The organism is Prosthecobacter gellanilyticus (assembly GCF_007992435.1).
In the GTDB taxonomy this organism is placed as follows: Bacteria; Verrucomicrobiota; Verrucomicrobiia; order Verrucomicrobiales; family Verrucomicrobiaceae; genus Prosthecobacter; species Prosthecobacter gellanilyticus.
Genome location: NZ_BKAG01000025.1, coordinates 14,697 through 40,409, shown reverse-complemented (window position 1 = coordinate 40,409; position 25,713 = coordinate 14,697). Strand labels below are relative to the sequence as shown.

The following is a 25,713-nucleotide window of genomic DNA, read 5'->3' as shown; positions in this document are numbered from 1 at the left end:
GCCTTTTTTGCTGAATCACATTTCTCTGTCTGGAGATCGGCTCACTTCTTACCAGGCCAGCTTACCACCGGATTGACCGGAGGCGCCACGGCCAGCGGCTCACCCATGGTGAAGGCGATGCTGATGGTATGCGGCCCTTTCACCTCACCGAGGGAGACCTTCAACACGCGGATGCCCTTCATGCTCTTCTGCTGGTCGCTTGGAGGCTCCGGAGCATCTTCCGTCAGGAAGGTGGCCCCTTCCGGGGAAAGAATCACCGCGTGCATCGTGTCCTTCGCATCGGTCAGCGTGGCAGTCTTGCCATTCACGGCCACGGTGGCCTTGGTGTGCATCTTCCAGGTGACGGGCGTGTTGTTTTTGACGATCAGATCATCCTGAAGAAGCACATAGGGTTTGGCGCCCCGCACCAGCATGACACCGCGGTGAGCTTCCTTCGCCACTTTTGAGTAGGCATCCTTCAGGTCCACTGCCGCCATGCCGACTCCTTCCGCGCTTTTCATAAAGGTCACGGCAGACTTGCCATCCAGGCTCTGGTTGGTGCTGATCACCGGCTTCGGTGGAGGAGCGCCCTTCTTCGCAGGAGGTGGTTCTTCCTGCTGGCCGATCTCCAGGGTGTTCTGTCCAGGAGTGCCTTCAACATAAAGCTGGTAGCGCTTCGTGCGGTCCGCAGCATTCGGATCCAGCCCTGGAGCGCGGTCAGACTCCTCACCCAGCTCGATGGCCCAGCGCTTGCCAGCTGCATCCAGGATAAAGGTTCCGAGATCAAGCTGTGAGGTGCGGATGGCGTTGTCTCCACCCTTCAGCGCCACGTAGAAGGCATTACGATCCCAGGCAGAGCGCAGCGCAGCGATCTGACCGCCCGCAACACCGTAGTCCATGGAGTCAGGTGTGCCATCCCCCGCTGCATACGGATTGTAGTACATCACGTGACCCGCCAGGTTCAGGAAGGCTGTTTCTGTGCCTGGGGCACTGCCCGCCGTGAGGGCCTTCTGTCCGAGGTTCCCGTGCACACCAGCCAGCCACGTCGAAACCCATGGACGGGTGAGAGCGGTGCCTCCGGTGTCGCCATAGTTAAACAGAGATCCAGTCGGACCCACGAGATGCAGGCGGGCCAGACCGGCTTGGGGCAGGCCCTCCAGCATGCTGAAACCAAAGTCGCTTCCAGCATTTGTCTTCAAGGTCTGCAGGACCATGATCGCGTAATCCAGCACATGCTCACCGGCCTCCATTCCCTCAGGCCAGATTCCCGCTGGAGCAAATTCGACCATGCCTTTGCCAAACACCTTGGCAGCTCCATCGACAGCCTGACGGGCGGCACCAGCATCGTCATCCACCAAGCAGATGGCGGAGAGGATCAGTGCCGAAGCCATGGCCATGTGCTCAGAGTCGGGCGGACCGTCATCCTCAGCTTTTTTCGGAGCTCCCTTGGCGGGTGCCTTGGCCTTGGCGGCGTCCTCCACGCCGGCCGCCTTGCCACGGGCACTTTCCGGTATGGGGTCTCCCTTGATCCTCGCGGCGAGAGCACCAATGCCCTTCTCAATCATGTAGGTCTTGATGTCCGTGAGCTGCTTCGCCGTGAAGCCGTCTTTGAAATAGTCGTAGCCCAGGGATGCGGCGATGAGGAAGTCCGCCGTGACGGCAGGCTCATCCACATACCAGTTCTGGAAGGTGGCAGGGTCCGTGATCGCCACCATCTCGCGGATGCCGCGCTCCTTCCAGCGGGGATCGCCATCCAGGAAATGCAGAGCACCCAGAGTAGCCATGCGGAACAGCGCCTTCGAACCTGGGGTCACAGGGCTGCGCTGCTCACCAAACACGCGAGTGAGCTCAGGCGTCTCAAGCAGCTTCTCGCCACCCGCTTTCAGGTTTGCCACCATCTTCGCGTAAAGCGGGTCCGTGGCGATGAGCCCCTTCAGATGATCCCAACCGGGCTGGGCATGAATCAAGCGCGGGCGGGTTTTCAGCACTTTGGCGATGTAGTCCGCCGTGTTGGGAGCCTTGAAACCTTTGACGGGTGTGATCGTCAGCGCCGGACGTGGCGGGGCAGGCTTCGCGGGAGCCGCCGGGGCGGCAGGAGCCGGGGCTGGTGCAGCAGGCGCAGCCGGGGCACCTGGGACCATCTGGACCGCCTGAGATGGTGGAGCCCCTGGTCCGGCGACCGGGGTCACGGTCGGGGCTGTGGAGGTCGTCCCTGCCGCAGGCGTAGGGGTAGTTCCCGCAGGCGCAGCCTGCAGCTTCTTCCATTCAGCCGCAGCATAAGCCTTGTCCGCATCCGAAAGGGCATCGATTGGAATGCTGATGATCGAGCCATCCGCCTTCTTCAGGGTGACCGTACGTGCGGCAAGATCCACCCCCGTCATCTCAGCGTCCAGGGACGTTCCAGCTTTGCTGGTCCATTTGCGTACTTCAGCTGAAGCAGGCACGGCTAGAGCCAGCAGAAGAGCGGCGGCGACATGGGTGGAGGGGATCACTTTCATAACCACGGTGGTTGGAGGCGGGGGTGGAATGGATAGTCCGCATACCATGAGATACGGACAAGAGCAAAATTTGCCCCTGCCGCATTTTCCTTCGTAATGAGCAAAAAGAATCCGCGCCCGCCGGGCTGAGCCTTCATCGATTTCACTTCCACATGTGCAATCCTTGCAAGACAAAGCCCCGCCTCCACGGTTACATTCATACGCTCCCTCCCCCCCAGCCGCCTGCTCGTCAGGCTTTGAGCCACCTCTCTTCATGTCCACTGTCGCTGTCCGCTCCACCTCCCTGCCCCCGGTCATTCCCGGCCTGACTCGTCGCGTCCGGCCACCAAAGAAAAACATCCCGCAGACCAAGCAGGACCGTGACCACGTGCTGAAAGCCGTCCGCGAATACATGGAGGACCACCGTCTGGTCCCCCCCGTGCCCATGCTCGAGCTCCAGGGGCACACGGACAAGATCATGTCCCTCTACGGCATCGACAAGCTGTACCGCGACTACACCGGCGTGCTGTTGGCGAACGAGACCTGGCGCGAGTCCCTGGCCAGCGTGCCCTTTGAGAAGCGCCTCCTGCTCATGCCCAAGTGCCTGCGCGTGGAGAGCAAGTGCACCGCGCCCTTTGATGAATTTGGCCTGCTCTGCAAACAGTGCGGCCTCTGCAGCATCCAGGACTTCCAGAACGAGGCCGAGAAGCTGGGCTACGCGGTCCTCGTCGCCGAAGGCAGCGCCATCGTCATGTCCCTGATCCAGACCGGCAAGATCGAGGCCATCGTCGGCATCTCCTGCCTCTCCGTGCTGGAGCGCACCTTCCCCTATGTGGAAGCCGCCGCCATCCCTGCCGTGGCCGTGCCGCTGCTTCAGGATGACTGCATCGACACCACCGTGGATGTCGACTGGGTCTGGGACTACATCCACCTCACCAGCGAGGACAAAACCCGCCGCCTGAACCTCAATGCCCTGCATGATGAGGTGAAGACCTGGTTCACTCCCGAGGCTCTGGATTCCCTGCTCGGCAAGCCCACCTGCAAGACCGAGGAGATCGGCCGCGAGTGGCTGGCCCGTGCTGGCAAGCGCTGGCGCCCCTTCCTCACCATCGCCGCCTATCAGGCCCTGCGTGAAGATCCCGAGGCCCCGATTTCAGATGACCTGAAGCTCGCCGCCATCTCCGTGGAAGCCTTCCACAAGGCCTCCCTCATCCATGATGACATCGAGGACAACGACGCCGAGCGCTACGGCGAACCAACTTTGCATTCGGAATACGGTGTTGGTGTTGCCTTGAATGTCGGAGACCTGCTCATCGGTGAAGGTTACCGCCTCCTCGCCGAGATGCAGTGCGCCAGCCACATCCGCAGCGCTTGCTTGAAAATCGCTGCCGAAGGTCAGCGCGAACTCTGTCGCGGCCAGGGTGCCGAGCTGCTCTGGAACAACAACCCTGTGGCCCTCACCGGCACCCAGGTGCTGGAAATCTTCCGCAGCAAGACCGCCCCCGCCTTTGAGGTCGCCCTCAAGATCGGTGCCGCCATGGCCGGCCAGCTTGAGGAAACCGCCGACGTCCTCCACACCTACAGCGAGAACCTCGGCATCGCCTACCAGATCCGCGATGACCTCGACGATCTGGGTGATGACTCCGCTGCGGACAACAACGTCAGCATCCGTCCGAGCATCATCCTCGCCCTTCTCCGCGAACGCGGCAAAGACGAGGTGGCCGACATCATGGAAGCCCTCTGGAACGGCACCGCTACCACCCTCCCCGACAAGCCCACCATCCGCGCCTGGGCCGAGGAAACCGGTGCCTATGAGAAGTCTCAAGTCCTGCTGGAAAGCTACAAGGAAGCCGCCATCCGCGCCCTGGCCGAAGTCGAGATGCCGAACCTCAAAGGCCTGCTGCGCCGCGTGATCGGCAAGATCTTCAACGAGCTCGAGATCAAAGGCTGGTGCCGCGAGATCGAGATGGAAAACAGCGCCGTCACCGCCGCCCGCCGCATCGAAGCCGCCAAAGAAGCCGAGCACCTCGTGCCCGAACCGAAGGTGGCGTGAGGAGATCGTATTATCTGGGGCTCTGAGCCTCGAAGAGGCGACACTCCTAAGCCCAGGGCATCGCCCTGGGGAACCTGCGAGAAAATGTTATTTAACCCGACCTGGAGGCCTGAAAGGCCGACACTCGACGCCGGTGGTCGTTGCGGCAAATGGAGCCGAGGAGTCGAGTGTCGCACCTTCGGCGCTCGGGGTTTGGAGGGGATCATAGGCCTGCGAGAACCCAGGCCGTTGGCCTGGGCTAAGGAGTTTCGCCTCTTCGAGGCTTAAAACCGACGACACCACACTCGATACCATTCACGCGTGACACCATGGGTTTGGGCGTGACGGGTTGGTTAGAAAGTCTCTACATTGCTGCCATGCCACAGTCGTTATCGCAAATCTTGGTTCATTCCGTGTTTAGCACCAAGGCTCGTGAACCGATGGTTTCCCCATCCATGCGCCCACGTCTTCATGCGTACCTGGCAGGCGTCTTGGGTGACCTTGGCAACGTGTCCATTCAGGTGGGTGGCACCGCGGATCACGTGCATGCACTGTTCGCCTTGTCTCGAACGATGACCGTTGCCGACACGATCGAGAAAATGAAGAGCAACAGCAGCAAGTGGATGAAAAAAGAGACTCGTTGCGGGTTTGGCTGGCAGAGTGGCTACGGCGCTTTTTCGGTGGCGGCATCACAGAAGAAAACCGTCATCAAATACATCCAGACTCAGGAGTCACATCATCGCGTGATCACCTTCCAGGATGAGTTTCGCATCTTGCTGAAACGATATGAAGTAGAGTGGGATGAGCGCTATGTCTGGGACTAAAGCGATGCGATTTAGAGCGGCGAACCGAGCTTTTGCCATATCGTTTCTGATCTAACGCGACTAAGCAATGCTGGTTGATACGAGCCTTTGTCTTGAGGGCCAAGGGCCCGACACTCCTTAGCCCAGGCCAGCGGCCTGGGATTCTGCCATTTTGGCAGTCACCAGCGAACCCGAGCGCCGAAGGTGCAACACTCGACTCCTCGAACACACTCGCCCCCCTCACCGCCCCAAAAACCGCAGCACCCACTCCGGCGGCGGTGCATCTGCTCCGGTGCCGAAGAAAAACCGGCACACATGGAAAAACAGCGGCGCGGCAAAGCACAGCGAATCAATGCGGTCCATGAATCCACCGTGACCTGCAATCGAAGCACCCCAGTCCTTCGCGCCGAGGTCACGCTTGATGGCTGACATCACCAGCCCGCCAAAGAAACCTGCCAGACAGATCAGCAGCGCCATCAAGGCTGCCTGCCAGAGATTGAACGGAGTCGCCCACCACAAGCAGGTGCTGATCGCCACCGTCGTGCCAATCCCGCCCACCGTGCCCTCGAGCGTCTTGTTCGGGCTCACATGCGGTGCCACAGGCCGCTTCCCGCAGGTCTTGCCCCACACATACTGCATCACATCACTGAGCTGCGCGGTGAACACAAAGAAGAACAGCAGCTTCGCATTCTCGCCCGCATAGTCCTTCAGCGGCAGCGTCAGCAGCATCGGGATGTGGCTCACCGAATACACGCACACGAGCAGCGCCCATTGGATCTTCGAGGTGCTGATCAGGAAGTTCTTCGTCTCACCCGTGAGCACCCGGCGGAACGGGATGAAGATGAAGGCATACACCGGGATCAAAATGGTGAAGAGCCCATACCAGCGCATGCCTACCAACAAGTAATTCAACGGCAGAATGATGAAGAACGCCCAGAACAGCACCTCATGATCCGCCCGGTCGGTCTTGTTCAACGTGATGAACTCTCGCATCGCCAGGAACGAGATCATGGCAAACAGCACCGTGGTGAAGGTGGACCCAAGCAGCAGCATGGAGCCAAACACACTCGCCATCACCCACCATGAGCGCGTACGCGCGTTCATGTTCGCGATCGTCTTTTTCGCGCCCTCGGTCTTCGCGCTTTTCGCCAGGATGAATCCAGCGACGGACGCAATGACAAGAATGCTGCCGACAACGGTGAGAAGTATCTGCGTATCAGAATCCATGGGGGAGGGAAATCAGTGATTCAGCATCGCCTCGCGCGCCCTGTCTAGAAAGGCCTGCTTGGACTCTTTTTCATCAAAATGGATCGGCGCGCAAAAGTGCGCCTGCACAATGATCGGCACGGGCAAGAGCGTGCCCTTCGGCAATACACGGGCCAGATTGTCCAGATACACTGGCACCAGCGGCAGATGCGGAAACCGCCGCGCCAGATGATAAAGCCCCGACTTGAAAGGCCCGACATCCCCATCCGTGCGCCGCGTGCCTTCCGGAAAGATGAGGATCGATCTCCCGCCCTCCAGACAGGCAGAAAGACGGTCCAGCGGATTGTTGTCACGCTTGATCGCCTCCCGCGGGATCAGCACCGCCTTGAAAATCTCATTCGCCACATACCGGCGCAGCGCCGATGTGCTCCAATAATCCTCCGCCGCCGCCGGTGACGTCAGCACCCGCTGCTCCGCCGGCAGCGCCGACCAGATCACCAGCGTGTCCAGATGACTCGTGTGGTTCGCATAATAGATCGCCGGCCCCTCGCCATGCGGCGAAGCAGACAGGCGCCTGACGCCCGTAAAAAGACGGGTAGCAGCAGCAAGAACGCGGCTCGGAAGCATGGCACTCAGTTCATGCCGCCTCCGCCCTCTCGGCAAGCATAAAAAGACAACAGCAGCCATTGTTCTCAAAGTGGCGTCGATTGTGCGAATGGCGGGCTTAAGCCGGCAATCGCACCCGTTTCGATAAAACTCTGTAATGCAGGATCGCCATGTCTATATATGACAAAGATGCTCCTCTAGATGGGCATCAATCCCCTCCCCGCTGTCTGCTCCTTCCATGAAAAAATCCGCCGTCCACCTGTCACCCTCCCGCTGTTTCTCGGCGCTTCGCTCATGTCTGCTCACACTGCTCCTGGCCGCTGGCTTCGCGGGGACATCGCAGGCCCAGGTCCCCGGCATCATTTCCTATCAAGGCCGGATCACCGTCAATGGATCAGCATTCAACGGCAACGGGCTGTTCAAGTTCGCTCTGGTGAACGCCAGCGGCAGCCTCACCTTCTGGAGCAATGATGGCTCCAGCACCACGGGAAACGAACCGACCTCCAGCATCGGACTCGCCGTGGCGGGCGGAGTGTACTCGGTGCTGCTAGGTGCCAACATGACGGAGGTGCCGCCGACAGTCTTTGACAACCCTGACGTCCGTCTCCGCGTCTGGTTCACGGATGGAACAAACGGCATGCAGAGGCTGGCCCCGGACCAGCGGATCGCCACCGCAGGTTATGCCATGCGCGCTGCCACTGCCCAGACCGTGGTGAACAATGCGATCACAAGCGACAAAATCGCCGACGGAGCGGTCACTGAGACTAAGATCCCTGACGGATCGATCACGCCAACAAAGCTCTCTTTTGTCGTCAATGGCGACGACAGCGGAGTGCCAAGCGGAGCGCGGGAATATGCCACTCCAGGCAGCCACACCTTCACCGTGCCCGCAGGCGTGACGAAGATCATGGTGGAAGTCTGGGGCGCGGGGGCAGGTGTCTACGCATGGCATGCCTTGCCCGGGGGAAGTGGTGCCTATTCCCGCAAATCATTCAACGTCGTCCCCGGAAGTGCGTGGACCGTCACCGTGGGCGCCGGTGGTGCTTACGTAGATGCTGGGCCATCTCCAGCTGGGGGCAACTCGTCTTTTGCCAGTGTGAGCACACCCTCGATCAAGCTTGTGTCTCAGGGAGGCCGGAGTGCGATACCTGGCATTGAAGGACTGCCAGCGCTGGCATTACCAGACCCAGATGCCGACATCGGCAGAACAGGCCCCACCAATGCAGAGGTGATCACCGGCACTGTCACACCTCCACTGGTCATTTTAGACGACACCCAAGCAGGCAACTCCAGGATACTTCAAGTTCACCAAAGTTCAGGAGGCCCCTTTCACCCTTCCGGTGAATTTGAAAACAACTACCCCGGCCAGGCTGGTTACGTGCTGATCCAATGGTGACCACCAGCAAGGGCATGAGGTCAGGACTGCGCCGGAGTCTGGCACTCTTCTCCGAAAGCCGCCGCATGCCAAGGAAAGAGATGACGGCGGCTCATTGTGTCCGAAAATGGAGGCTTCCAGCCCCGACCTCCCGCCCATGCCCGCCTCCAAACCATCCCCTGAGCTGACGGCCAAGGTCTCCAAGTGGAACACCGAGAAAGGCTATGGCTGGCTCCAATGCGGAGACCGGGACGTGTTCCTGCATGTGCGTGACTATCACGGCAAGGGCAGTGAACCGCAGGTGGGTGAAACGGTGCGCTTCACACTGGGCGAGGATTCCCAAGGCCGTCCCTGCGCCCAGAACGCAGTATCGCTAGGAGGCAAGGGACTGCGCTGGCCCGCCAGAAACCAGCTCGTCCTGATCGGCCTGCTGATTCTGCCGGTCCTGGCCCTGCATCACCTGCACTTCTCCCTCTTGGAGATCGGACTCTACGGGATATGCATCTCACTGGTCACCTACAACGTCTATGCCAGTGACAAGCGCCGGGCCCAAGCCGAGGCCAGGCGCATCCCTGAAATCTATCTCCATGCCTTGGAGATGATCGGCGGCTGGCCTGGCGCATGGATGGCACAACGGAGACTGCGGCACAAAAGCTCCAAGCTCAGCTATCAGATCAAATTCTGGCTGATCATCATTATCCATCAATTCGTGGCCTTGGATTCCATGATCGAGTGGCGGCTCGTCAAGAGCCTGGTGGGTGCCAATTAGCAGCGCCCTAACTAACTTCGAGTTTGCAACTTCACCTTCGGCGCCATCATTCCCCATTGGCGATCACCCGGGTGACATACACCCGGCTGTTGCTGCCGCGTGTGCGACCAAACTCAGACGTGGTCACGAGTGAAAGGTTCTCATTCACATAAGCCGTGCCGAAGTTGCCGAGATCATCTCGTCCAGGAGAAATGGGCACGGCGATGACTTCCGTGGCTTTCTTCAGACGCAGGGTGGCGGTATCCAGTTCAGCCATCCAGAGCGGAGCACGATCACGGAAGATGCCTTTGCTATTCTCGTTGGTGCGTGTGTAGACGAGGTAAAGCTTCCCCTGCTGCCGAACCCAGCGCATCTGAGTGGCAGCGGAGGGCACGCGCGAGCCGTCATCCCATTGCAGTTCCACGGCAGGCTCGAAATTCTGACCATCCGCACTGGCGGCGATACGGTTCTGATCCGGGCAACGCATGGCGATGAAGTAGCGATCACCCAGCTTGGTTAGATGATACTCGCCCGTGTTCTTCACCTGTTTCCCAAGTCCCTGGATCTGCGGGCTTCGACCGAGGATGGTGATCTTCTCGCCATCAAACGAGGCCTTCAGTACCTGACCACCGTTGCAGGGCCAGAGCAGCGAGCCATCCGGCTGGATCCAGGGCATGCCGCTGGTGGTGTTCGCATCTGTCTCGCCATCCAGCACGGTGTAGTTTTCGGACCACTTTTGGGTGACCGGGTCGTACACGGCATAGGCCGGATAGCGCAGCCCGGTAAGCTTAACTTTGGGCGTGCCATAGTTCGTGTAGCCCACGCAGTTCCCTAACAACAAAAGCTTCTTCGTCTGCGGATGATACACCGGCACCGTGGCCCCCATCATGCCCATGATACCCTCACGAATCTGGCGCGCCACATATGGCAGTTCCGTCAATGCTGACCATGTCTTACCGCCATCCTTGGTCGTCATGAAGGCCAGCCCGCGATAGACGTCCGTGCCTGTCGTGGAAAGCTTCGACAAGGTCATCAGCATCTCATTCCCCTGGTCATCCAGCGCGGCCACGCGCGGGATCGTCCAGCGGCTCTGCGGCGCATTACCCTCACGAATCAGCTCCGTGGATATGGTGAAAGGCGATTCAGCAAGGACTGGAGCAGTCTGCAGCAACAGGAACGACGTGAGGCAAGCAAGCGAGATGAGTGACGAAACCATGGGGGATGCTCATCAAACGAAGTCCATGCCCCTGTATGATCACGAAACGTCCGCCCGAGTCTCTGGACCTTCGAATCGACTCACGACAAAGAAGCAGCCGATACCCTCGCCAAGCCGAGAAGCTCCTTCACGCGACCGATCTCTCCTGCCGATGTCTTGGCCACGAAGCCGCGCGCATGAGCGAAGTGCACGTCGTGCTCTTTGTCGATGCGGGTGAAGTCGTAACGCGGATCGTCATTATGGCGTGAGAGGCCGTAGCCACTGCCACGACGATCAGGATAGATCAGCGCGGCGACACTTTCCCCTTTGCCAATGCTTTCCAAATAGCGGCCAATGCCTGCGGAAGGTTCGTCAGGGATCGGTTCGATGCGCGGGAGGAAGAGCACCTCGTGATCATCCACATTCCAGATCTCGGCATTCTGCGCCACGAAGTCCAGACGGGCACGAAGATCGCGCAGATACTCCAGCAGATCCTGGCCGATGTAGCTGAGGATCTCCCACAGCGGTTCGCCAGGCTCGAGGCGCTTCACTTTGGCAAAGCGGCGCAGCACGGTGACATCAATGGGTGAATTGAGCTTGTTCATCGTGTCACGATCCACGCCCAGCCACTTCGCAGTCACGTTCGGACCACGCGTGTCAAACCACTCCGCAGGCTCCAGCCAGTCACAAAACTGACGAGCATCTTCATACACACCGAGATGTTGCAGCACGAGGCTGAGAGCGCACACAGGCGGATGATCCGCCGGGAATTGGTGATGATCAAAGTTGTTCCGCTCAGGCTCATGTTCGCCACCGACATCCACCACCGCGATGCTTGGATCCGCAAGATCGTCCGCTGTCGGCTCACGGCGCACGATGGGCACGCGATGCACTGCCGCGAGGAGGCTGCAGGCGAGCAGTTCGTCCTTATGAGCGCCGCCGGGATGAGTGAGGATGAGGGAAAGCATCAGCAATTTACGATTTATGACTTATGATTTGGACGAACTACTCGGAGGTGAGGGCTGAACGCTGCTCTTGGCCTCTTGACGGGAACCTTGACCTTTGACTCAAAATTCGCCTTTCTCCAGTAGATTTCCAGATTCAGACCCTATCTCAAAAATACCGGAAGCCGTGCCTCGGCGTGCTGGAAGGTCGTGCACAGCGAGCGTTGGTTTCATCATGCTCCTGCCCATGAAAGCGCCGCTGTCTCTCTTGTCTCCCGCTTTGCTCCTGCTCTCCCCTGCCCTGGCCATGGCCCAGGCACCGAAGGATGGCATCCAGACGAAGACGACTTATGCCAAGGCCTATGGCGAGACCAAGAACGCGGTGATGGTGGACCCTGCCAAGGATCTCCCGCGCTATCCAGCGGTGCCCCCCAAGGATGCTGCAGCCACCTGGCAGGTGAAGAAGGGCTTCAAGCTCGAACTTGCCGCGAATGAGCCACAGGTGCTGGATCCCATCGCCATCTGCTTTGATGAGCGTGGCCGCATGTTCGTGTGCGAGATGATCGACTACAGCGAGATGCGCGATGTCACACCGCATCTCGGCCGCATCACCATGCTCGAAGACAAGGATGGCGATGGCTTCTTCGAGACCTCCAAGATCTTCGCCGATGACCTCCCCTGGCCCACCGGGCTCATCTGGTCCAACGGCGGCCTGTATGTGGGTGCCACGCCGGACATCTGGCGCTTTGAGGACAAGAATGATGACGGCAAGGCCGAGGTGCGCGAGAAGGTCTACACAGGCTTTGGCACCGGCCTGAAGATCCTGAACGTGCAGGGCCTGATGAACAGCTTTCAATGGGGCCAGGACAACCGCATCCATGTGCTCGCGGGTGGCGGTAATCGCGGCGTGATCAAGTGCCTGAAGAAGCCTGAGCTCAAGGAGCAGGAACTCGGTGGCAAAGACTTCTGGTTTGATCCGCTCACCCATGAGTTCGGCTTGGAACTTGGCGGTGCGCAGTATGGCATGAGCTTTGACAACTACGGCCGCAAGTTCGGCTGCTCGAACTCGGACCATCTTCAGTACTGGCTCTACGATGACCGCTACACTGCGCGCAACTCTTTCTACGACATGCCCCCGAGTCGTCGCAGCATTGCGGTGGATGGTGGAGCCGCAGAGGTCTTCCGCATCAGTCCGGATGAGCCCTGGCGCATCATCCGCACCCGTTGGCGCATTGCCGGTGTGGTGAAAGGCAGTGTCGAGGGCGGAGGTCGCGTGAGTGGCTACTTCACCGGTGCCACCGGCACCACCATCTATCGTGGCGATGCGTATGGCCCTGAGTTCGTGAACAACAGCTTCAGCGGTGATGCCGGCGGCCAGCTCATTCATCGCAAGATCATTCGTTATGCCAAAGACGGCATCAACCTGGAAGGCGAGCGCCCCGCCGATGAGCGCGGCTTTGAGTTTGCCGCCAGCAAGGACACCTGGGTCCGCGTGGTGAACTTTGCCAATGCGCCCGATGGCTGCCTGTATGTCTGCGATATGTATCGTGAGGTGATCGAGCATCCCTGGAGCGTGCCGGATGAGATCAAGAAGCACCTCGATCTCAACAGCGGCAACGATCGTGGCCGCATCTGGCGCATCGTGCCTGACAAAGGCGTGGAGCGCAAAGGCCAGAAGGTCACGCTCGGCTCTGCCAGCAGCGAGGAACTGGTGAAGACACTGGGCCACACGAATGGCTGGCATCGCGACACCGCCCAGCGTTTGCTCTATGAGAAGCAGGACAAAGCAGTGGCGCCGATGCTCAAGGCTCGCTTCCTTGAAGACTCCTCCGAGCTCGAAAAGATTCACATCCTGAACACCCTGGCGACATCCGGCGCCCTCAAAGAGGACACCCTTGAAAAGGCAGTTGGCGACACCTCCGCCCAGGTGCGCGAAAGAGGCACAGTGCTTGGATCGCAGATCATGAATGGAGGCAAGATCGCCGCTGCGGTCTACAAGCTGGAGGAGGATCCCTCCCCACGAGTTCGCTTCACCTACGGCATGCTGATTCCAGAGTTTTACAAGCATATCCCAGGCATCGCTGGAGCCAGTGCGGAGCATCGGCAGGCGACCATCCTCGCCAAGGACGGCAATAATCCGCTCATCGTGTCCGCCATCCTGAGCAGTGAAGGCGTCGATCCACTTCCGATCCTGGAGGAGCTCGTCCATTCACCCAAGCCCGCTTTGACAGACCTGGTCGCCGAAGGATTGCTCTCCATCATCGGCCAGCAGAAGCAAGACAAGGCATTGGCCTTTGCCATCAAGCTGCTCGCGGAGCCAGCCACCGCGCCCACCTTGCGCCGCAACGGCTTGAAGGCCCTGGCCGCTGGCCTTCGCAAGGGAGGCAGCTCCATCGCAAGAGCTGACAAGGAAGGCAAGCTCGCCGCAGTCTTCACCCAGGCTTCTGCCACGGCACAAGATACGCAGGCTACGGAAAGCAGCAGGCTTCAGGCGATTGAGCTGCTCGCGCTAGCCACCCAGGATCAAGCGGAAACCGCACTTCAAGCCGGACTCAAAGCCGGCCAGTCAGAAGCCATCCAAGCGGCATCTGTGAAATCCGCGAACGAATTGTTAGGCAAATCCGCCACCGCATCTCTGCTCACCGCATGGTCCGGCCTCAAGCCCAAAGCTCGTGAAGCCTCTCTGGCCGCACTCCTGGCCCGAGACGATGGAGCTGCATCCTTGCTTGAAGCCATGAGCACGAAGGGTGGACCCGAGCCGAAAGACCTCGCCGCCTCCCAAGTGCAGGCTTTGGCGAAGCACAAGAATGCCAGCATCGCCAAACTGGCGGCCACAGTGCTGAAGTCTGTGATTCCGCCCTCCCGCGAAGAAGTGGCCAGGACCTTCGCTCTAGCTGCAGGCATGAAGGGCGATGCCAAGGCTGGCCAGACTCATTACATGACCCGCTGCCTGGCCTGCCATCAAGCAAATGGCCTCGGCATCGAAGTTGGCCCGAACTTCACCACCGTGAAGACCAAGGGCCGTGATGCCTTGCTGACGGCCATCCTGGAGCCGCACAAGGAGGTGGCTTCGCAATTCATCGCCTACACCGTGAACACGAAGGAAGGCCAGACCGTGCAGGGCATCATCACCGCCGATGACGCGAACAGCATGACCCTCAAAATGATGGGCGGCGCCGTGGTCACCCTGCAGCGCGCCAACATCCAGGGCAGCAACTCCGCCGGCCAAAGCCTCATGCCCGAAGGCCTCGAAAGCGGCCTCAGCGTGCAAGACATGGCCGACCTCCTGAGCTTCATTGAGGCCGCGAACTGATCGTTCGGAGCCCCGCCTTTAGGCGGAATCTTCGAATGTCCGCTGCTCCTCAAAACTCAGCATCATCCCACCCCCGTCCATAATCCAGGAGGGGATGATCACGCCATAGCCTCGTCATGTGCTCGCGCCCATGATACTCCAGCCAGTCATGGGCGCTGCTCCAAGGCCAGTCCTGCCACTGAGCTGTGTAACCATGATGCACCGGGTTGTGATGAATGTAATTGACGGTCACCCACTGATGTTTCTCCGAGCGCATCGTCCGATCCACACAACGGTAGAAGTTGGAGCGTCCACGAGTCTCCTCCTCGCGGTTCCAAGCAAACGATGTCCTGCCATGAAATAGTCCCAGGCACTTGAGCAAAGCGGCCAGCTGCTCCGTTTCTACCAAGGCATGGTAATGGTTCGGCAAGACGCACCATGAAGGGACAGACACACACTCCTTTTGTAGCAGCGTCAGCAAGTCAGCGGCGAAACTGTCCAGTCTCTCCAACGAGTATCCGATGTGAGGACGATGCTCCCAACAAGCGGCCGTGATCAGAAAGAACCGGTGCCCGTGATTCTCCTTCCAATGAGGCGGCGAATGCCAGGGCTGGTGACGAAGCTGACGGTGCCTCAGAACCAGCTCTTGTTGAGAAGGCGTCCATCGACGCCAGGAATAAGGCGCGCTCATTGACTTCTATTGTGAGACACCTCCGAGGAAGTGACAAGATATCAATCAGCAGGCGACCTGAATTTGGCACACTGCCGTTAAGGGCAATCGGCGCAGGTTGAACACTCTTTGCTCACCAGATTCCGGCTAAAGCCGGGGCTCCTAGCTCAGATCCCGCCCCGTCCCAAAAATACCGGAAGCCATTCACGCCGGGGCTGGAACAGGGGCGGGAGTGCTGCTCTCATGCGGCCCTTCACCTTCCAGCCTCACGCTTTATGTCCACCGCCTCTGATTCCACCCCAACGATCAAACTCGCTCTCGTCGGCGCCGGCATGTTCGGCGGCGATGTGCATCTGCGGGCTTATGCGGACCTCCAGCGTTTCGGCATCGCGGGACAACTCGCGCGTGTCGGGCTTGATGAACACTCGCGCGATCTCGCTCCAGTGAAGTTTGATCTCGTGGCCGTGGCGACTCGCTCGGAAGGCTCGGCGAAAAAGTCAGCCGCGGCTTTCAAGAGCATCACCGGCCATGAACCGAAGTGCTACCATGGTGAAGCGCCTTGGGATGACATTCTGCGTGACTTTCCGGATCTCGATGTGATGGCCGTGGCCACTCCCGACCATCTGCACACACAGCCGATTTTGTCGGCACTCGCAGCCGGGGTGCATGTGCTCACGGAGAAGCCCATGTGCCTCACGACTCAGGAGTCGGATGAGATCATCGAAGCGGCAAAGGAGAAGAACCTCATCGTCGGTGTGGACATGCACAAGCGCTATGACCCGGACCATCTGCGCATTCGCGATGACATCCAGAACCGCATCGGAGCGCCGCTCTACGGCACTGCCTATCTCGAAGAGCCGCTCGAAGTCAGCACCAGTACCTTCAAGTGGGTGGAAAGCAGCGATCCTTTTAGTTATGTCGGCCCGCACTGGACGGACCTGATCTACAGCTACTACAAGTCCAAGCCCGTCAGCCTCACCGCCGTGGGCCAGAAGAAGCGCCTCGTGCGTGACGGCATCAATGCCTACGATGCCGTGCAGGTGCGTGTGGACTTTGACAACGGCATGTCCATCAACTTCCACAACAACTGGATCACCCCCGCCGACTTCGAAGGCCCGGTGAACCAGGGGCATGAGATCGTGGGTGCCGATGGCAAGGTCGAAAGCGACCAGCAGTATCGCGGATTCCGCTGGTGGAACGCAAACGGCGGCTCCCGCACAAGCAACAACCACTTCACCCGCGATGTGCTGCGCAATGACGGCACGAAGGCCTACATCGGTTACGGTGTGGACAGCCTCACGGTCGCTCTTGTGGCCATCTGCCGCGTGAAGTTCGCCGGTGCCACGCGCGATGAAGTCGCACATCTCTACCCCACCGCCGAGGAAGCCCGCATCACCTGCGCCATCGTGGATGCCGCCGCCAAAGTGCGTGACCTGAACTGGAAGTACATGCAGGAAGGCAAGGGCGCGACCGTGACCGCGCGCTTCGCTGATGATGGCATCACCATCATCGACCCGAACTCGCCGAAGGTGTTTGACACCATCTACGGCAAGCCGCTCTGATCACTCTTGGTTAGGCCTTGGCGAGTCTGAGGGCGAGAGCCTTCGGATCGCTCACCGGGCCGTTCATCTCCAGTTCACGCGGCTTGGCGGAGAGATCCGCCTCGTCAAACACACGCACAGACATGTGCAGCTGGTCCCCGCTGATCCAGGTGTGCGCGCCCACGGGTGTCTGGCAGCCTGCGCCCAGCAGTTTCAGATACTCGCGCTCCGCCGTTACACGTAGTTCCGTATCATCGTGATTCAGTGCACGCAGCAAACCTCGTGAGCTGTTATCATTGGAACGGCACTCGATAGCGATCGCCCCCTGCCCCGCGGCAGGAAGGAAGGCCACCGGATCCAAGGTCAGACCATGCAAAGTCTGGCCATCAATCTGGATGAGACCATCTTTCAGCAGACCCAGGCGGATCAAACCCGCCGCCGCGAGCAGCACTGCATCCAGCGCTTGCTCACCGAGCACCTTCTTCACACGAGTCGGCACATTGCCGCGGATCTCCACGATCTCGACATCCGGCCTCAGCCACTTGAGCTGCGCTGCGCGGCGCACACTGCTGGTGCCCACGCGAGCACCTTTGGGAAGGGTCTCGAGCGTCAAAGACTCACGCGTGATGAGCACGTCCTCGATCGGCGCGCGCTCCAGCACCGAAGCGATTTGGAAACCAGCAGCAAGGTCACTCGGCACGTCCTTGAGGCTATGCACAGCCGCATCGATTTCGCCCTTTTCCAAAGCGATCTCGAGTTCTTTGATGAAGATGCCCTTGTCCACCTGGGCCACGCCTGCGAACTCGGAAAAGCGCAGGTCCTGACGCTTGTCGCCACTGGTCTGGATGATCTTCCGCTCAACGACAAGACCTGGATACGCGGCCTGAAGCGCTGCGGTGACCATTTCGGTCTGCGTGAGGGCCAGCTCGCTGCCGCGAGTGCCGAGGATGAGGGGACGGTTGGACATGGGGGCCGGAAGGATTGCACACAAATCCCGCTCTGCGCAAAGGATGAAACGCTGGACTGTGGCGCAAAAGCGCTCCTCCTGCGGACGTTTCCTCCCCATGTCCCCTTCGGATCTCATCGGCCCCTGCGCGCCAGCCCCCTGGTCGCGCCGCCGCCTGCTCACGGCCGGAGGTCTGGGCATGTTCGGACTCACCATGCCACGCCTGCTTCAGGCCAATGAGGCCGCCGGAATGGACAAGCTCATCGCCAGGGCCAAATCGGTCGTCTTTCTCTTCCAATGGGGAGGCCCCAGCCACCTGGAAACGTTCGACATGAAGCCCGATGCGCCCGAAGGCATCCGCGGCTTTCACAAGCCCATCAAGTCCAGCGCCGATGGCATCATGGTCTCCGACCGCCTGCCCAAGACGGCCAGGATCATGGACAAAGTGACTCTCATCCGGTCCATGCATCACACGATGAAGAACCACAACAGCGCCGGCTACTACGCGCTGAGCGGCCATGCGCCGCCGAGTGATGACCAGCGGCTCAAGGAAACCCAGGACCTCTTCCCTGCCTACGCCAGTGTGGTGGACCGCCTATCCCCCGTGACCGGAGCCCTCCCCACCTCCGTGAGCCTGCCCTGGACCGTGAGTGATGGCTCCTTTACCCCCGGTCAGCGCGGCAGCTTCCTCGGCAAGCAGCATGATCCCTTCTTCGTCCTGCGGGATCCCAGCTCGCCCAGCTTTGCCCTGCCGGAGCTCAGCCTGCCTTCGGATATCAGCTACGAGCGCCTCTCCGCACGCCGTGAGTTGCAAAAGCTCGTCGATGCGCAAACGAAACTGCTCGACTACTCCGCCGAGGCCCGAGGCATCGAGGGCTACTATGAAAAGGCGCTCGCCATGCTGCATAGCGAGAAGCTGCGCACCGCCTTTGACCTAACCAAAGAGTCTGACAAAGTCCGCGACTCCTATGGCCGCACCGCCTACGGCCAGAGCTGCCTGCTGGCACGCCGTTTGGTGGAAGCCGGGGTCAAATTCGTGACCGTCAATTTCGCCCCGAGCATCGGCGGCCAGAGCACCACCGAAGGCGGCTGGGACACCCATGGGTTCAACGACACCCGCATGTTCCCCATCATCGACAAATACCACATGCCGATGACGGAGCAGACCCTGCCCACCTTCTTGAATGATCTGGAAGACCGCGGCCTGCTGGACACCACGCTGGTTGTCTGGGTCGGCGAGTTTGGCCGCACGCCGAAGATCAACAAAAACATCAGCCGCGACCACTGGCCCCAGTGCTACACGGCCCTCCTCGCCGGTGGCGGCGTGAAGCGCGGCTTCGTCCATGGAGCCTCGGACAAGAACGGCGAATACCCCGCCGAGAAACCAGTGAAGCCAGACGACCTCGCTGCCACCATGTATCATTTGTTAGGCGTCCGTCACGACACCGAGGTCCGCGATGTGGCGAACCGTCCGGTGCCCATCAGCTATGGCAGGGTGATCCAGGAAGTGATCGCGTAAGGCGCATCCCTTCACTTGCCAAACAGAGAGCCTTCAGTCCCCTCGGCAGTCATGGCCCCTTTGGGCACATTGTTGGAAGCCCAGGTGAAGACCTTTTTGCCCTCATGGCTGACCTCGATCACCATTCCCCGGATGGATTCCTTCTCACGTGGGCGGCTGCCATCCGTGTAATAGAAGCCACCTTTGAGCTCCACCCCTTGAAGCTGCACCGGGTCCGTCTGCATCACCATCTGCTGCATGTTTTTCATGGTGCCGATCTTGATCTGCCCCTTTTGCCCGGTGGTTACTTTGGTCCCTCGGTTCATTTGATCCGTGTAAATGATATAATCCACCGTCACACCTTCCAGCGTCTGGCCGGACTGGTTCGTGAGCTTCATGTTACACTCCCACATTTCGGTGGTGATGACCTCGCTGCTGCCGCCGCTTTTGCTTGAGCTGGATTTCGACTTCGTGTAGTCGGCCGCAAACCGATATTTGATCTGCGCCGGGTTCGCCTTCCGCCAGCCATCGATGTGCTCCTGATCCGCCGGCACAAATTTATCCACCGGCGCCACGATCGTCTGACCGTTGGTCATCTTCAGAGTCACCCGGTCCGGTGTGGCCGCGGCGATCTCCGCCTGGATCGTCCGACCATCCGGACTGGTAAAGGTTCTCGGCTCGGCATTGATGGCACCAAGAGGGATAAGGGCAAAAGCAATAAGAAGAGGCTTCATAACTCGGGAGATCTACACATTTGCCACGGTGTGCAGCGTTCCTAATCGAAAGCCCGGCTGCATGTCAATCTTAGTATGGTGGTGAATGCCCCATTTTTCTCTGGGCATCCGCTGCGTGAAGTGGCTACGTTAGCAGGCTTTTCCAAATGTCCCCTGCCAGACCAGCCCCTGAAGTCCGCGACCATGAGACCCTCCGTCTCATCGGCAGGGGTGCTTATGGGGAGGTCTGGATGGCCCGCTCCGTCACCGGCGTGCTGCGCGCGGTGAAGGTCGTCTGGCGTGAGGACTATGACCACGCGGACTCCTTTGAGCGCGAGTTTGAGGCCATCAAGCGCTACGAGCCCATCTCGCGCCGTCACCCAGGACTCGTCCCCATCCTCCAGGTCGGCCGCAGTGATGCCCAGGGTTTCTATTACTATGTGATGGAGCTGGCGGATGATCTGGAGAAAGGCCGCGATATCGATGCCGACACCTACAAGCCTCACACGTTGGGGCTTGAGATGCGCCGCTCAAAGCAGCTCAAGGCCGACCGCTGCCTCGCCATCGGGTCGAATGTCGCCGAAGGTCTCCAGCACCTGCACGACAACAAACTCATCCACCGGGATGTGAAGCCCTCAAACCTCATCTTCATTGATGGGCACTGCCGCCTCGCAGACATCGGCCTTGTGGCCCTTCTCGGCCAGCGCAGCTTCGTCGGCACGGAGGGCTTCGTCGCTCCCGAGGGGCCCGGCTCACCCGCGTCTGACATCTTTTCGTTAGGCATGGTGCTCTATGAGGCCAGCACTGGAAAGGACCGCCTCGACTTCCCGGACATCCCTTCCTGCAGTGACAGTGGGGACAAGCTCGACTCCTGGCAGCGCCTGCACCGCATCATCTGCACCGCCTGCGCGCCCAAGGCCAAAGACCGCTACACGAGCGCCCGCGAGATGGCCCTGGACATGCGCGGACAGCCCCTGCCCTCCTCACGCAAAGCCATGTGGCAGTGGGCCGCCGCAGCCGTCATCACCCTCAGTCTGGCTGTCGGCTTCGGCATGTGGATCGCCCAGCGCAATAGCGCCATGAACGTGGTCTCGGTGCAGAAGAGCACGCCCATGCTCACCATCAAGACCACACCTGCCGGTGCCCATGTCTATGCGGGTGAGGATGATCTCGGCATCACCCCGCTGATGCTGAATCCTGAGGAAGGCGTGCCCATCATCTACCAGCTCCGCCTGCCCGGTCACAAGCATCAGGAGATCGAGCACACCGCGAGCCGCTCCAAGCCTGCCGAGTACGATCTCACGCTCGAGGTCACCCGCCTGCCGCAGCAGGGTGAAAAGTGGGTGAACAGCCTCGGCATGGTCTTCAAACCCGCACCCGGCGGCCACATCACCGTCCAGCCTGTGGAGATCAAGCACTTCAAGCGCTTCCTGGAAGCCACCGGCCGCTCTTTTGAAGGACGTGTGGTTAGGGCAGGCACCGGCAAGGACACCGCCTATTACGTCGTCGCACCCGTCGGCGACTCCGAGGCCTTCCGCTTCTGGCTTACTGATCGCGACCGCGAGGCAGGCCTCCTCAGCCAGGAGCACCATTACGAAGTCGAACCCTTCTATTATGTCGATACTCCCGCCGCAGGCGCTGAGGACATGCCAGATGATCGCGAGGGCGAACCCACCGGCACCAGTGGAGCCGAAGGTGCTGACTGGCAGGCCTTCCACATGCGTGTGGAGCGCCAGACCTACGGCAGCGTCACCCTCCGCAGCACACCGGAAAAAGTCCGCGTCTTCCAGCATGAGGAGTTTCTCGGTTACACACCGCTGGAGCTTCCCCGCGTCCGCAGCGGCCTCGTGGAGTATGAGCTGCGTGAGGAAGGCTTCTCCGATGTCGTCCTTGAGGGTGAAGTCCGTCCCGGCGAGCAGCTTGAGCTCTTCAGTGACATGCAGACACGCCAGGCCGTGACCTTCGGCCGCGCCTGGGAGGCAAACGGCCTCGGCATGCGCTTCGTCCCGCTCACAGACACCACCATGATCGCCGCCACGGAGACACGCCGTCGCGACTACATGGAGTACGTCAGGAGCGCCAGCAACATCCGCCGCCCTGGCAACCTCGACAGTGAAGGCAAGGGCAACACCCAGCCCGTCGTCAGCGTGGACCGCGAGGAAGCCCGCGCCTTCTGCGCCTGGCTCACTGAGCGCGAACGCAACGCCGGCCTCATCGATCCGAAGGATGTCTACCGACTCCCCACCGATGATGAATGGAGCCGCGCCGTCGGCCTGCCCCTGGAGCGCGGCACCAAGCCCAGCGAGCGCGATGGCCGCATCCGCGGCATCTACCCTTGGGGCTTCGACTGGCCTCCGCCGCCGAATGTCGAAAACCTCGCCGATGCCAATGGCGCGCGGAAAGCCAACCTCGAGTCCTTCATTCCAGGCTATGAGGATCGCTTCCCATTCCTTGGCCCCGTGGGAGCTTTCCAGCCCAATGATCGCGGCATCATCGCCCTCGGCGGCAATGCCAGCGAGTGGGTGGACACTGACTTCGACTCCGCCAAGCCCAACGACACCAAAAGCACCCTCGGCACTGTCCGCGGCGGCAACTGGCGCACCTCCAATCCTGACGAACTCCTCTCCTCCAGACGCACTCCCGTGCCATCGGACACCAAGCGTCCCACCATCGGCTTCCGTGTCGTTCTCGAGCGTCGGAAATGACAGGATCATCACTCCCCGCCTCCCCGAGCAGACACCGTTGCTCCTCTCACTGACATCCGGCCTTATCCGCCCTCCACTCTCACGACCTTCATGCCCGTAGGTTCCGCCATCACTGCCATCCTTTCGTTCTCGCTCTGCATCTTCGTCCTGAAGATCGGCGGTGACACCAAGCTCTGGCGCCTCTGGTGGATGGACCTCCTCGGTGTCCTGGATGTGGACACCGACCGCGCCGCCCGCAAGGCCCAGGAGCGCCAGATGGCCTTCATGTGCCACATCCTTTTCGTCCTCTTTGCCGCCCTCAGCGTCAGTTGCATCTACTGGACCGTCGATGGCATCCGCGAGCTACGTCGCGACAAGACCGTCATCGAGCGCGAGATCGACATGGGCCGCGAAGAGATCGAAGGCGTCCGCAAAAAACTCGGCCAGTGATCCAACCTGGATCTGCTTGGATTGACTTGGATCGCCCCGTGTAGCGGCTCGCGTCAGCACGCCGCTCTTCACACCTTGACCAGCCTGGGTCGCCCCAAATGGCCACCCTGGTCCGAAAGGTGAGCCCGGCCCTTTCCCCCCTCCAGATCTCCTGTGAAAAATACCTGGATCTGGTCGGATTCAGTCGGATTCGCCCCACGATCCCTCCATCTCCATCCTTCCGCCCTGGCCTCGCGCAGGTCGGATCCAGTCGGATTGAGCCGGATCCGCTCCTCTTCCAAACAACCGTAAACAAGCGTCAACCACTGTAAACGACCGTAAACGGCCTCTCCCGCAGTCCCATCCTCCAGTACTCCAAATCTCCTGTAAAAAAGCACACTCATAGCCCCTCACACTCCACCTGATTCCGCACCACCGAAACGGACCCAAGCGGACCCTTTGGACACCTCACCCCACACCTAACAAACTTTAAAACACACACTCAAGCAGCCGTCACCTTCGAAGAAGCCCCGTCTGCCCACCCCTCACTTCCGGAACTCAGCCCGCCCTCATCGAAATGTGACATCAATGTTTCAACCATAACTTAAACACTAAGAAATGAGTATTTTAACCTAAAAACATAAGACAAACAACATCGTCACCATTTGGCACTCGTCCTGCTATCGATGCGGTCATAGTCATACATCCCCAACATCACCCCATTTAGACTAGCGACGCCATGAAACAGAATCTTAACATCAATGACGTTTTCTCCGGACGCTGCCTCCTCCCCTTCTTGATTGGCGCATGCACGACTGCCGCCGCCGTCAGCCCCGCTCAGGAAGCCAGCCCGGCCAAAGATCCCGCGCTGCTCGTCTCCGTCCCCTTCAAGTCGGACCTGCCCTATGACGTAAATGTCGCCGCGCTTCGAGCGCTGAGTGACACGCCGAAGAAGCCCAATCCGCCCTACAACATTCCGGACAGCAACATTCCGCCTGCCCAGCGCCTGTTTGATGTCTTCTCCTGGCAGACCTTCATCGCGCTGAACTGGCCCGCGAAACCTGACGGCTCGCCTAACAATGATTTAACTCTCGCTGATTCCACCACACCACGCGTGTGGGAATCCTTCGTCGATGCGGGACTCGTTTACCGCAAAGACGGTGCTGCGCCACCTGACTGGAAATCCGCCGTCTCCGAGAGTCAGAAGAAGACCTTCTGGATGTCCGGCATGTCCATCGGCACTCCAGCGGACAAAAAGAAAGCAGGTGATGGCGACTACGTTCTCCCAGTCATCGGCGGAGCCAGCGGCAGCCTCCAGGCCTTCACCGGTCCCATGGTCGACCAGCAGGGCAAATGGGTGCGTTATCAGGCCGCAATGAACGATGTGGAGTTCAACTACCTCGTCGAAAACAAGCTCTACAACCTGGAAGGCCAGATCGCCTACACCGCGAAAAACCAGATCAACTTCCCCTCCAACAAAGGCACCACCAAGCGCGGGGCCATGGAGATCAAGATGTCCTGGAAGCAGATGAGTGATCAGGATGATCCCGCCCGATTCCTAGTTCGCAAAGCCCGCGTCATTCCGCTCACGGGCGAGCCCTACACCGCCGACTTCGGATTGGTGGGCATGCACATCACCGCGAAGACGGAATCATCCCCCACCTGGATCTGGGCCACCTTTGAGCAGGTGGACAACACCAACTCCGACGACCTCCAAAAAGACAGCAAGGGCCGCCCCATCAAGCCCACCTTCTTCAACACCACGAATCCCACGATTCCGATCAATACTCTTCCCCCGAAGAACGCCGCACCCGTCGCACAATTCAATCCTGCCACCGGCAAAAACGACGGCCCATCAGTCTTCACCTCCTGGGATGAATCCCTCACCACGAATCCCACGCAGGCTACCATGGTCCTGCCGGTTCCCAAAGCCACCGCAGCCCTCAATGCCCAGGTCCAGGCAGCGCTGAAGAGCCTCGGCTCTGTGTTCCAATACTATGAACTGATCGGCACCCAGTGGCCCGTCGCACCGAGCTTCCCAGGCTTCACCAATGGTGTCGCCAATCAGCCTAACGGCCAAGTGCTACCATCCTCCTACGAGAGCATTGTCTACAAGATCCCCGGAAAAGTGGTCCCCGTCTTCCTGGTGAACACCACCATGGAAACCTTCTTCCAGTCAGGCAATCAAGTCGCCGGTCCTGTGGCCGATGACTACCGCCTGCCTGCCGGACTCGCCGCAGATCCTAACATCATCTTCGCCACGGAAAGCTGTGCTGGCTGCCACTTCTCCGCCGGTGCCGCGGTGGCCTTCAAAAAAGATCCCTACGGTCGCTACGTCACCCAGACCATTGATGGCGTGAAGTATCGCGTGCCTATCTTCGGCCAGAACGCCGTCCGCGGTTTGATGGGAGATGCTGACTACTCCTGGCTCATGCAGCTTCGCGCGCAGTCAGCACCTTATACAGGCACGGACACTGTGGATATCTCCACGCAGCTCCTGCCTAACAATCAAAAGATCTGCCCGGCCAAATAAGCCGATCTCCGGGTTACCTCCGAGTCTGGTCTGCTGCACATC

At 60.0% G+C, this 25,713-nt stretch carries 18 protein-coding genes; 10 read left to right on the top strand and 8 right to left on the bottom strand.

Going from position 1 to position 25,713, the window contains the following annotated elements; genetic code table 11:
- Positions 1-41: 41 nt before the first annotated feature.
- Positions 42-2,477, bottom strand: a complete 2,436-nt coding sequence (locus BGE01nite_RS16785; RefSeq protein WP_170266844.1) for an SHD1 domain-containing protein — start codon at positions 2,475-2,477, stop codon at positions 42-44.
- Between the two features lie 253 nt (positions 2,478-2,730).
- Between BGE01nite_RS16785 and BGE01nite_RS16780 the strand changes: the two genes are divergently transcribed.
- The gene (locus tag BGE01nite_RS16780; RefSeq protein WP_146851657.1) at positions 2,731-4,509 is read left to right on the top strand and encodes a polyprenyl synthetase family protein; all 1,779 of its coding nucleotides are present in this window, start codon (positions 2,731-2,733) and stop codon (positions 4,507-4,509) included.
- A 356-nt stretch (positions 4,510-4,865) separates the two neighbouring features.
- Positions 4,866-5,312, top strand: a complete 447-nt coding sequence (locus BGE01nite_RS16775; protein WP_146851772.1) for a transposase — start codon at positions 4,866-4,868, stop codon at positions 5,310-5,312.
- A 219-nt stretch (positions 5,313-5,531) separates the two neighbouring features.
- Here the strand turns inward: BGE01nite_RS16775 and BGE01nite_RS16770 are convergent, their stop codons facing one another.
- Together BGE01nite_RS16770 and BGE01nite_RS16765 are read right to left on the bottom strand one after the other, a co-directional pair.
- Positions 5,532-6,518: a phosphatidate cytidylyltransferase gene (locus tag BGE01nite_RS16770; RefSeq protein WP_146851654.1), complete on the bottom strand. Its 987-nt coding sequence runs from the start codon at positions 6,516-6,518 to the stop codon at positions 5,532-5,534.
- A 12-nt stretch (positions 6,519-6,530) separates the two neighbouring features.
- A complete protein-coding gene (locus BGE01nite_RS16765) occupies positions 6,531-7,124 on the bottom strand; it encodes a lysophospholipid acyltransferase family protein (RefSeq protein WP_170266843.1) in 594 nt (197 codons plus the stop codon).
- Positions 7,125-7,341: 217 nt separating this feature from the next.
- Between BGE01nite_RS16765 and BGE01nite_RS16760 the strand changes: the two genes are divergently transcribed.
- Together BGE01nite_RS16760 and BGE01nite_RS16755 are read left to right on the top strand one after the other, a co-directional pair.
- Positions 7,342-8,499, top strand: coding sequence for a glycine-rich domain-containing protein (locus tag BGE01nite_RS16760; protein WP_146851650.1), 1,158 nt, complete (start codon positions 7,342-7,344; stop codon positions 8,497-8,499).
- Between the two features lie 136 nt (positions 8,500-8,635).
- Positions 8,636-9,247 (top strand): DUF1294 domain-containing protein, encoded by a 612-nt coding sequence (locus BGE01nite_RS16755; protein ID WP_170266842.1) that lies wholly within the window; start codon positions 8,636-8,638, stop codon positions 9,245-9,247.
- 46 nt (positions 9,248-9,293) lie between these two features.
- On the opposite strand, the gene BGE01nite_RS16750 is transcribed toward BGE01nite_RS16755, so the two are convergent.
- On the bottom strand, positions 9,294-10,442 hold the full coding sequence (locus tag BGE01nite_RS16750; protein ID WP_146851646.1) for a hypothetical protein: 1,149 nt from the start codon (positions 10,440-10,442) through the stop codon (positions 9,294-9,296).
- Positions 10,443-10,522: 80 nt separating this feature from the next.
- Positions 10,523-11,389, bottom strand: coding sequence for an MYG1 family protein (locus tag BGE01nite_RS16745; protein ID WP_146851644.1), 867 nt, complete (start codon positions 11,387-11,389; stop codon positions 10,523-10,525).
- A 211-nt stretch (positions 11,390-11,600) separates the two neighbouring features.
- On the opposite strand from BGE01nite_RS16745, the gene BGE01nite_RS16740 reads away from it, so the two are divergent.
- Positions 11,601-14,678, top strand: a complete 3,078-nt coding sequence (locus BGE01nite_RS16740) for a PVC-type heme-binding CxxCH protein (protein WP_146851641.1) — start codon at positions 11,601-11,603, stop codon at positions 14,676-14,678.
- A gap of 49 nt (positions 14,679-14,727) precedes the next feature.
- Here the strand turns inward: BGE01nite_RS16740 and BGE01nite_RS29415 are convergent, their stop codons facing one another.
- Positions 14,728-14,934 carry a hypothetical protein gene (locus BGE01nite_RS29415; protein WP_218033013.1) on the bottom strand — a complete coding sequence of 69 codons (207 nt, stop codon included), beginning with the start codon at positions 14,932-14,934 and terminating at the stop codon, positions 14,728-14,730.
- Positions 14,935-15,602: 668 nt separating this feature from the next.
- On the opposite strand from BGE01nite_RS29415, the gene BGE01nite_RS16730 reads away from it, so the two are divergent.
- Positions 15,603-16,889 carry a Gfo/Idh/MocA family protein gene (locus BGE01nite_RS16730; RefSeq protein ID WP_146851636.1) on the top strand — a complete coding sequence of 429 codons (1,287 nt, stop codon included), beginning with the start codon at positions 15,603-15,605 and terminating at the stop codon, positions 16,887-16,889.
- Positions 16,890-16,899: 10 nt separating this feature from the next.
- On the opposite strand, the gene hemC is transcribed toward BGE01nite_RS16730, so the two are convergent.
- Positions 16,900-17,835 carry a hydroxymethylbilane synthase gene (gene hemC / locus BGE01nite_RS16725; RefSeq protein WP_170266840.1) on the bottom strand — a complete coding sequence of 312 codons (936 nt, stop codon included), beginning with the start codon at positions 17,833-17,835 and terminating at the stop codon, positions 16,900-16,902.
- Positions 17,836-17,878: 43 nt separating this feature from the next.
- On the opposite strand from hemC, the gene BGE01nite_RS16720 reads away from it, so the two are divergent.
- Positions 17,879-19,333 carry a DUF1501 domain-containing protein gene (locus tag BGE01nite_RS16720; protein WP_246145743.1) on the top strand — a complete coding sequence of 485 codons (1,455 nt, stop codon included), beginning with the start codon at positions 17,879-17,881 and terminating at the stop codon, positions 19,331-19,333.
- Positions 19,334-19,344: 11 nt separating this feature from the next.
- On the opposite strand, the gene BGE01nite_RS16715 is transcribed toward BGE01nite_RS16720, so the two are convergent.
- Complete coding sequence (locus BGE01nite_RS16715; protein WP_146851631.1) at positions 19,345-20,046, bottom strand: hypothetical protein; 702 nt, start codon at positions 20,044-20,046, stop codon at positions 19,345-19,347.
- Positions 20,047-20,192: 146 nt separating this feature from the next.
- On the opposite strand from BGE01nite_RS16715, the gene BGE01nite_RS16710 reads away from it, so the two are divergent.
- The 3 genes from BGE01nite_RS16710 (at position 20,193) to BGE01nite_RS16700 (ending at position 25,671) form a co-directional block, all read left to right on the top strand.
- Positions 20,193-22,730 carry a bifunctional serine/threonine-protein kinase/formylglycine-generating enzyme family protein gene (locus BGE01nite_RS16710; protein ID WP_146851629.1) on the top strand — a complete coding sequence of 846 codons (2,538 nt, stop codon included), beginning with the start codon at positions 20,193-20,195 and terminating at the stop codon, positions 22,728-22,730.
- Between the two features lie 90 nt (positions 22,731-22,820).
- Positions 22,821-23,159 (top strand): hypothetical protein, encoded by a 339-nt coding sequence (locus BGE01nite_RS16705; RefSeq protein ID WP_146851628.1) that lies wholly within the window; start codon positions 22,821-22,823, stop codon positions 23,157-23,159.
- A gap of 718 nt (positions 23,160-23,877) precedes the next feature.
- On the top strand, positions 23,878-25,671 hold the full coding sequence (locus BGE01nite_RS16700; protein WP_146851627.1) for a hypothetical protein: 1,794 nt from the start codon (positions 23,878-23,880) through the stop codon (positions 25,669-25,671).
- The last annotated feature ends 42 nt before the right edge of the window (positions 25,672-25,713 follow it).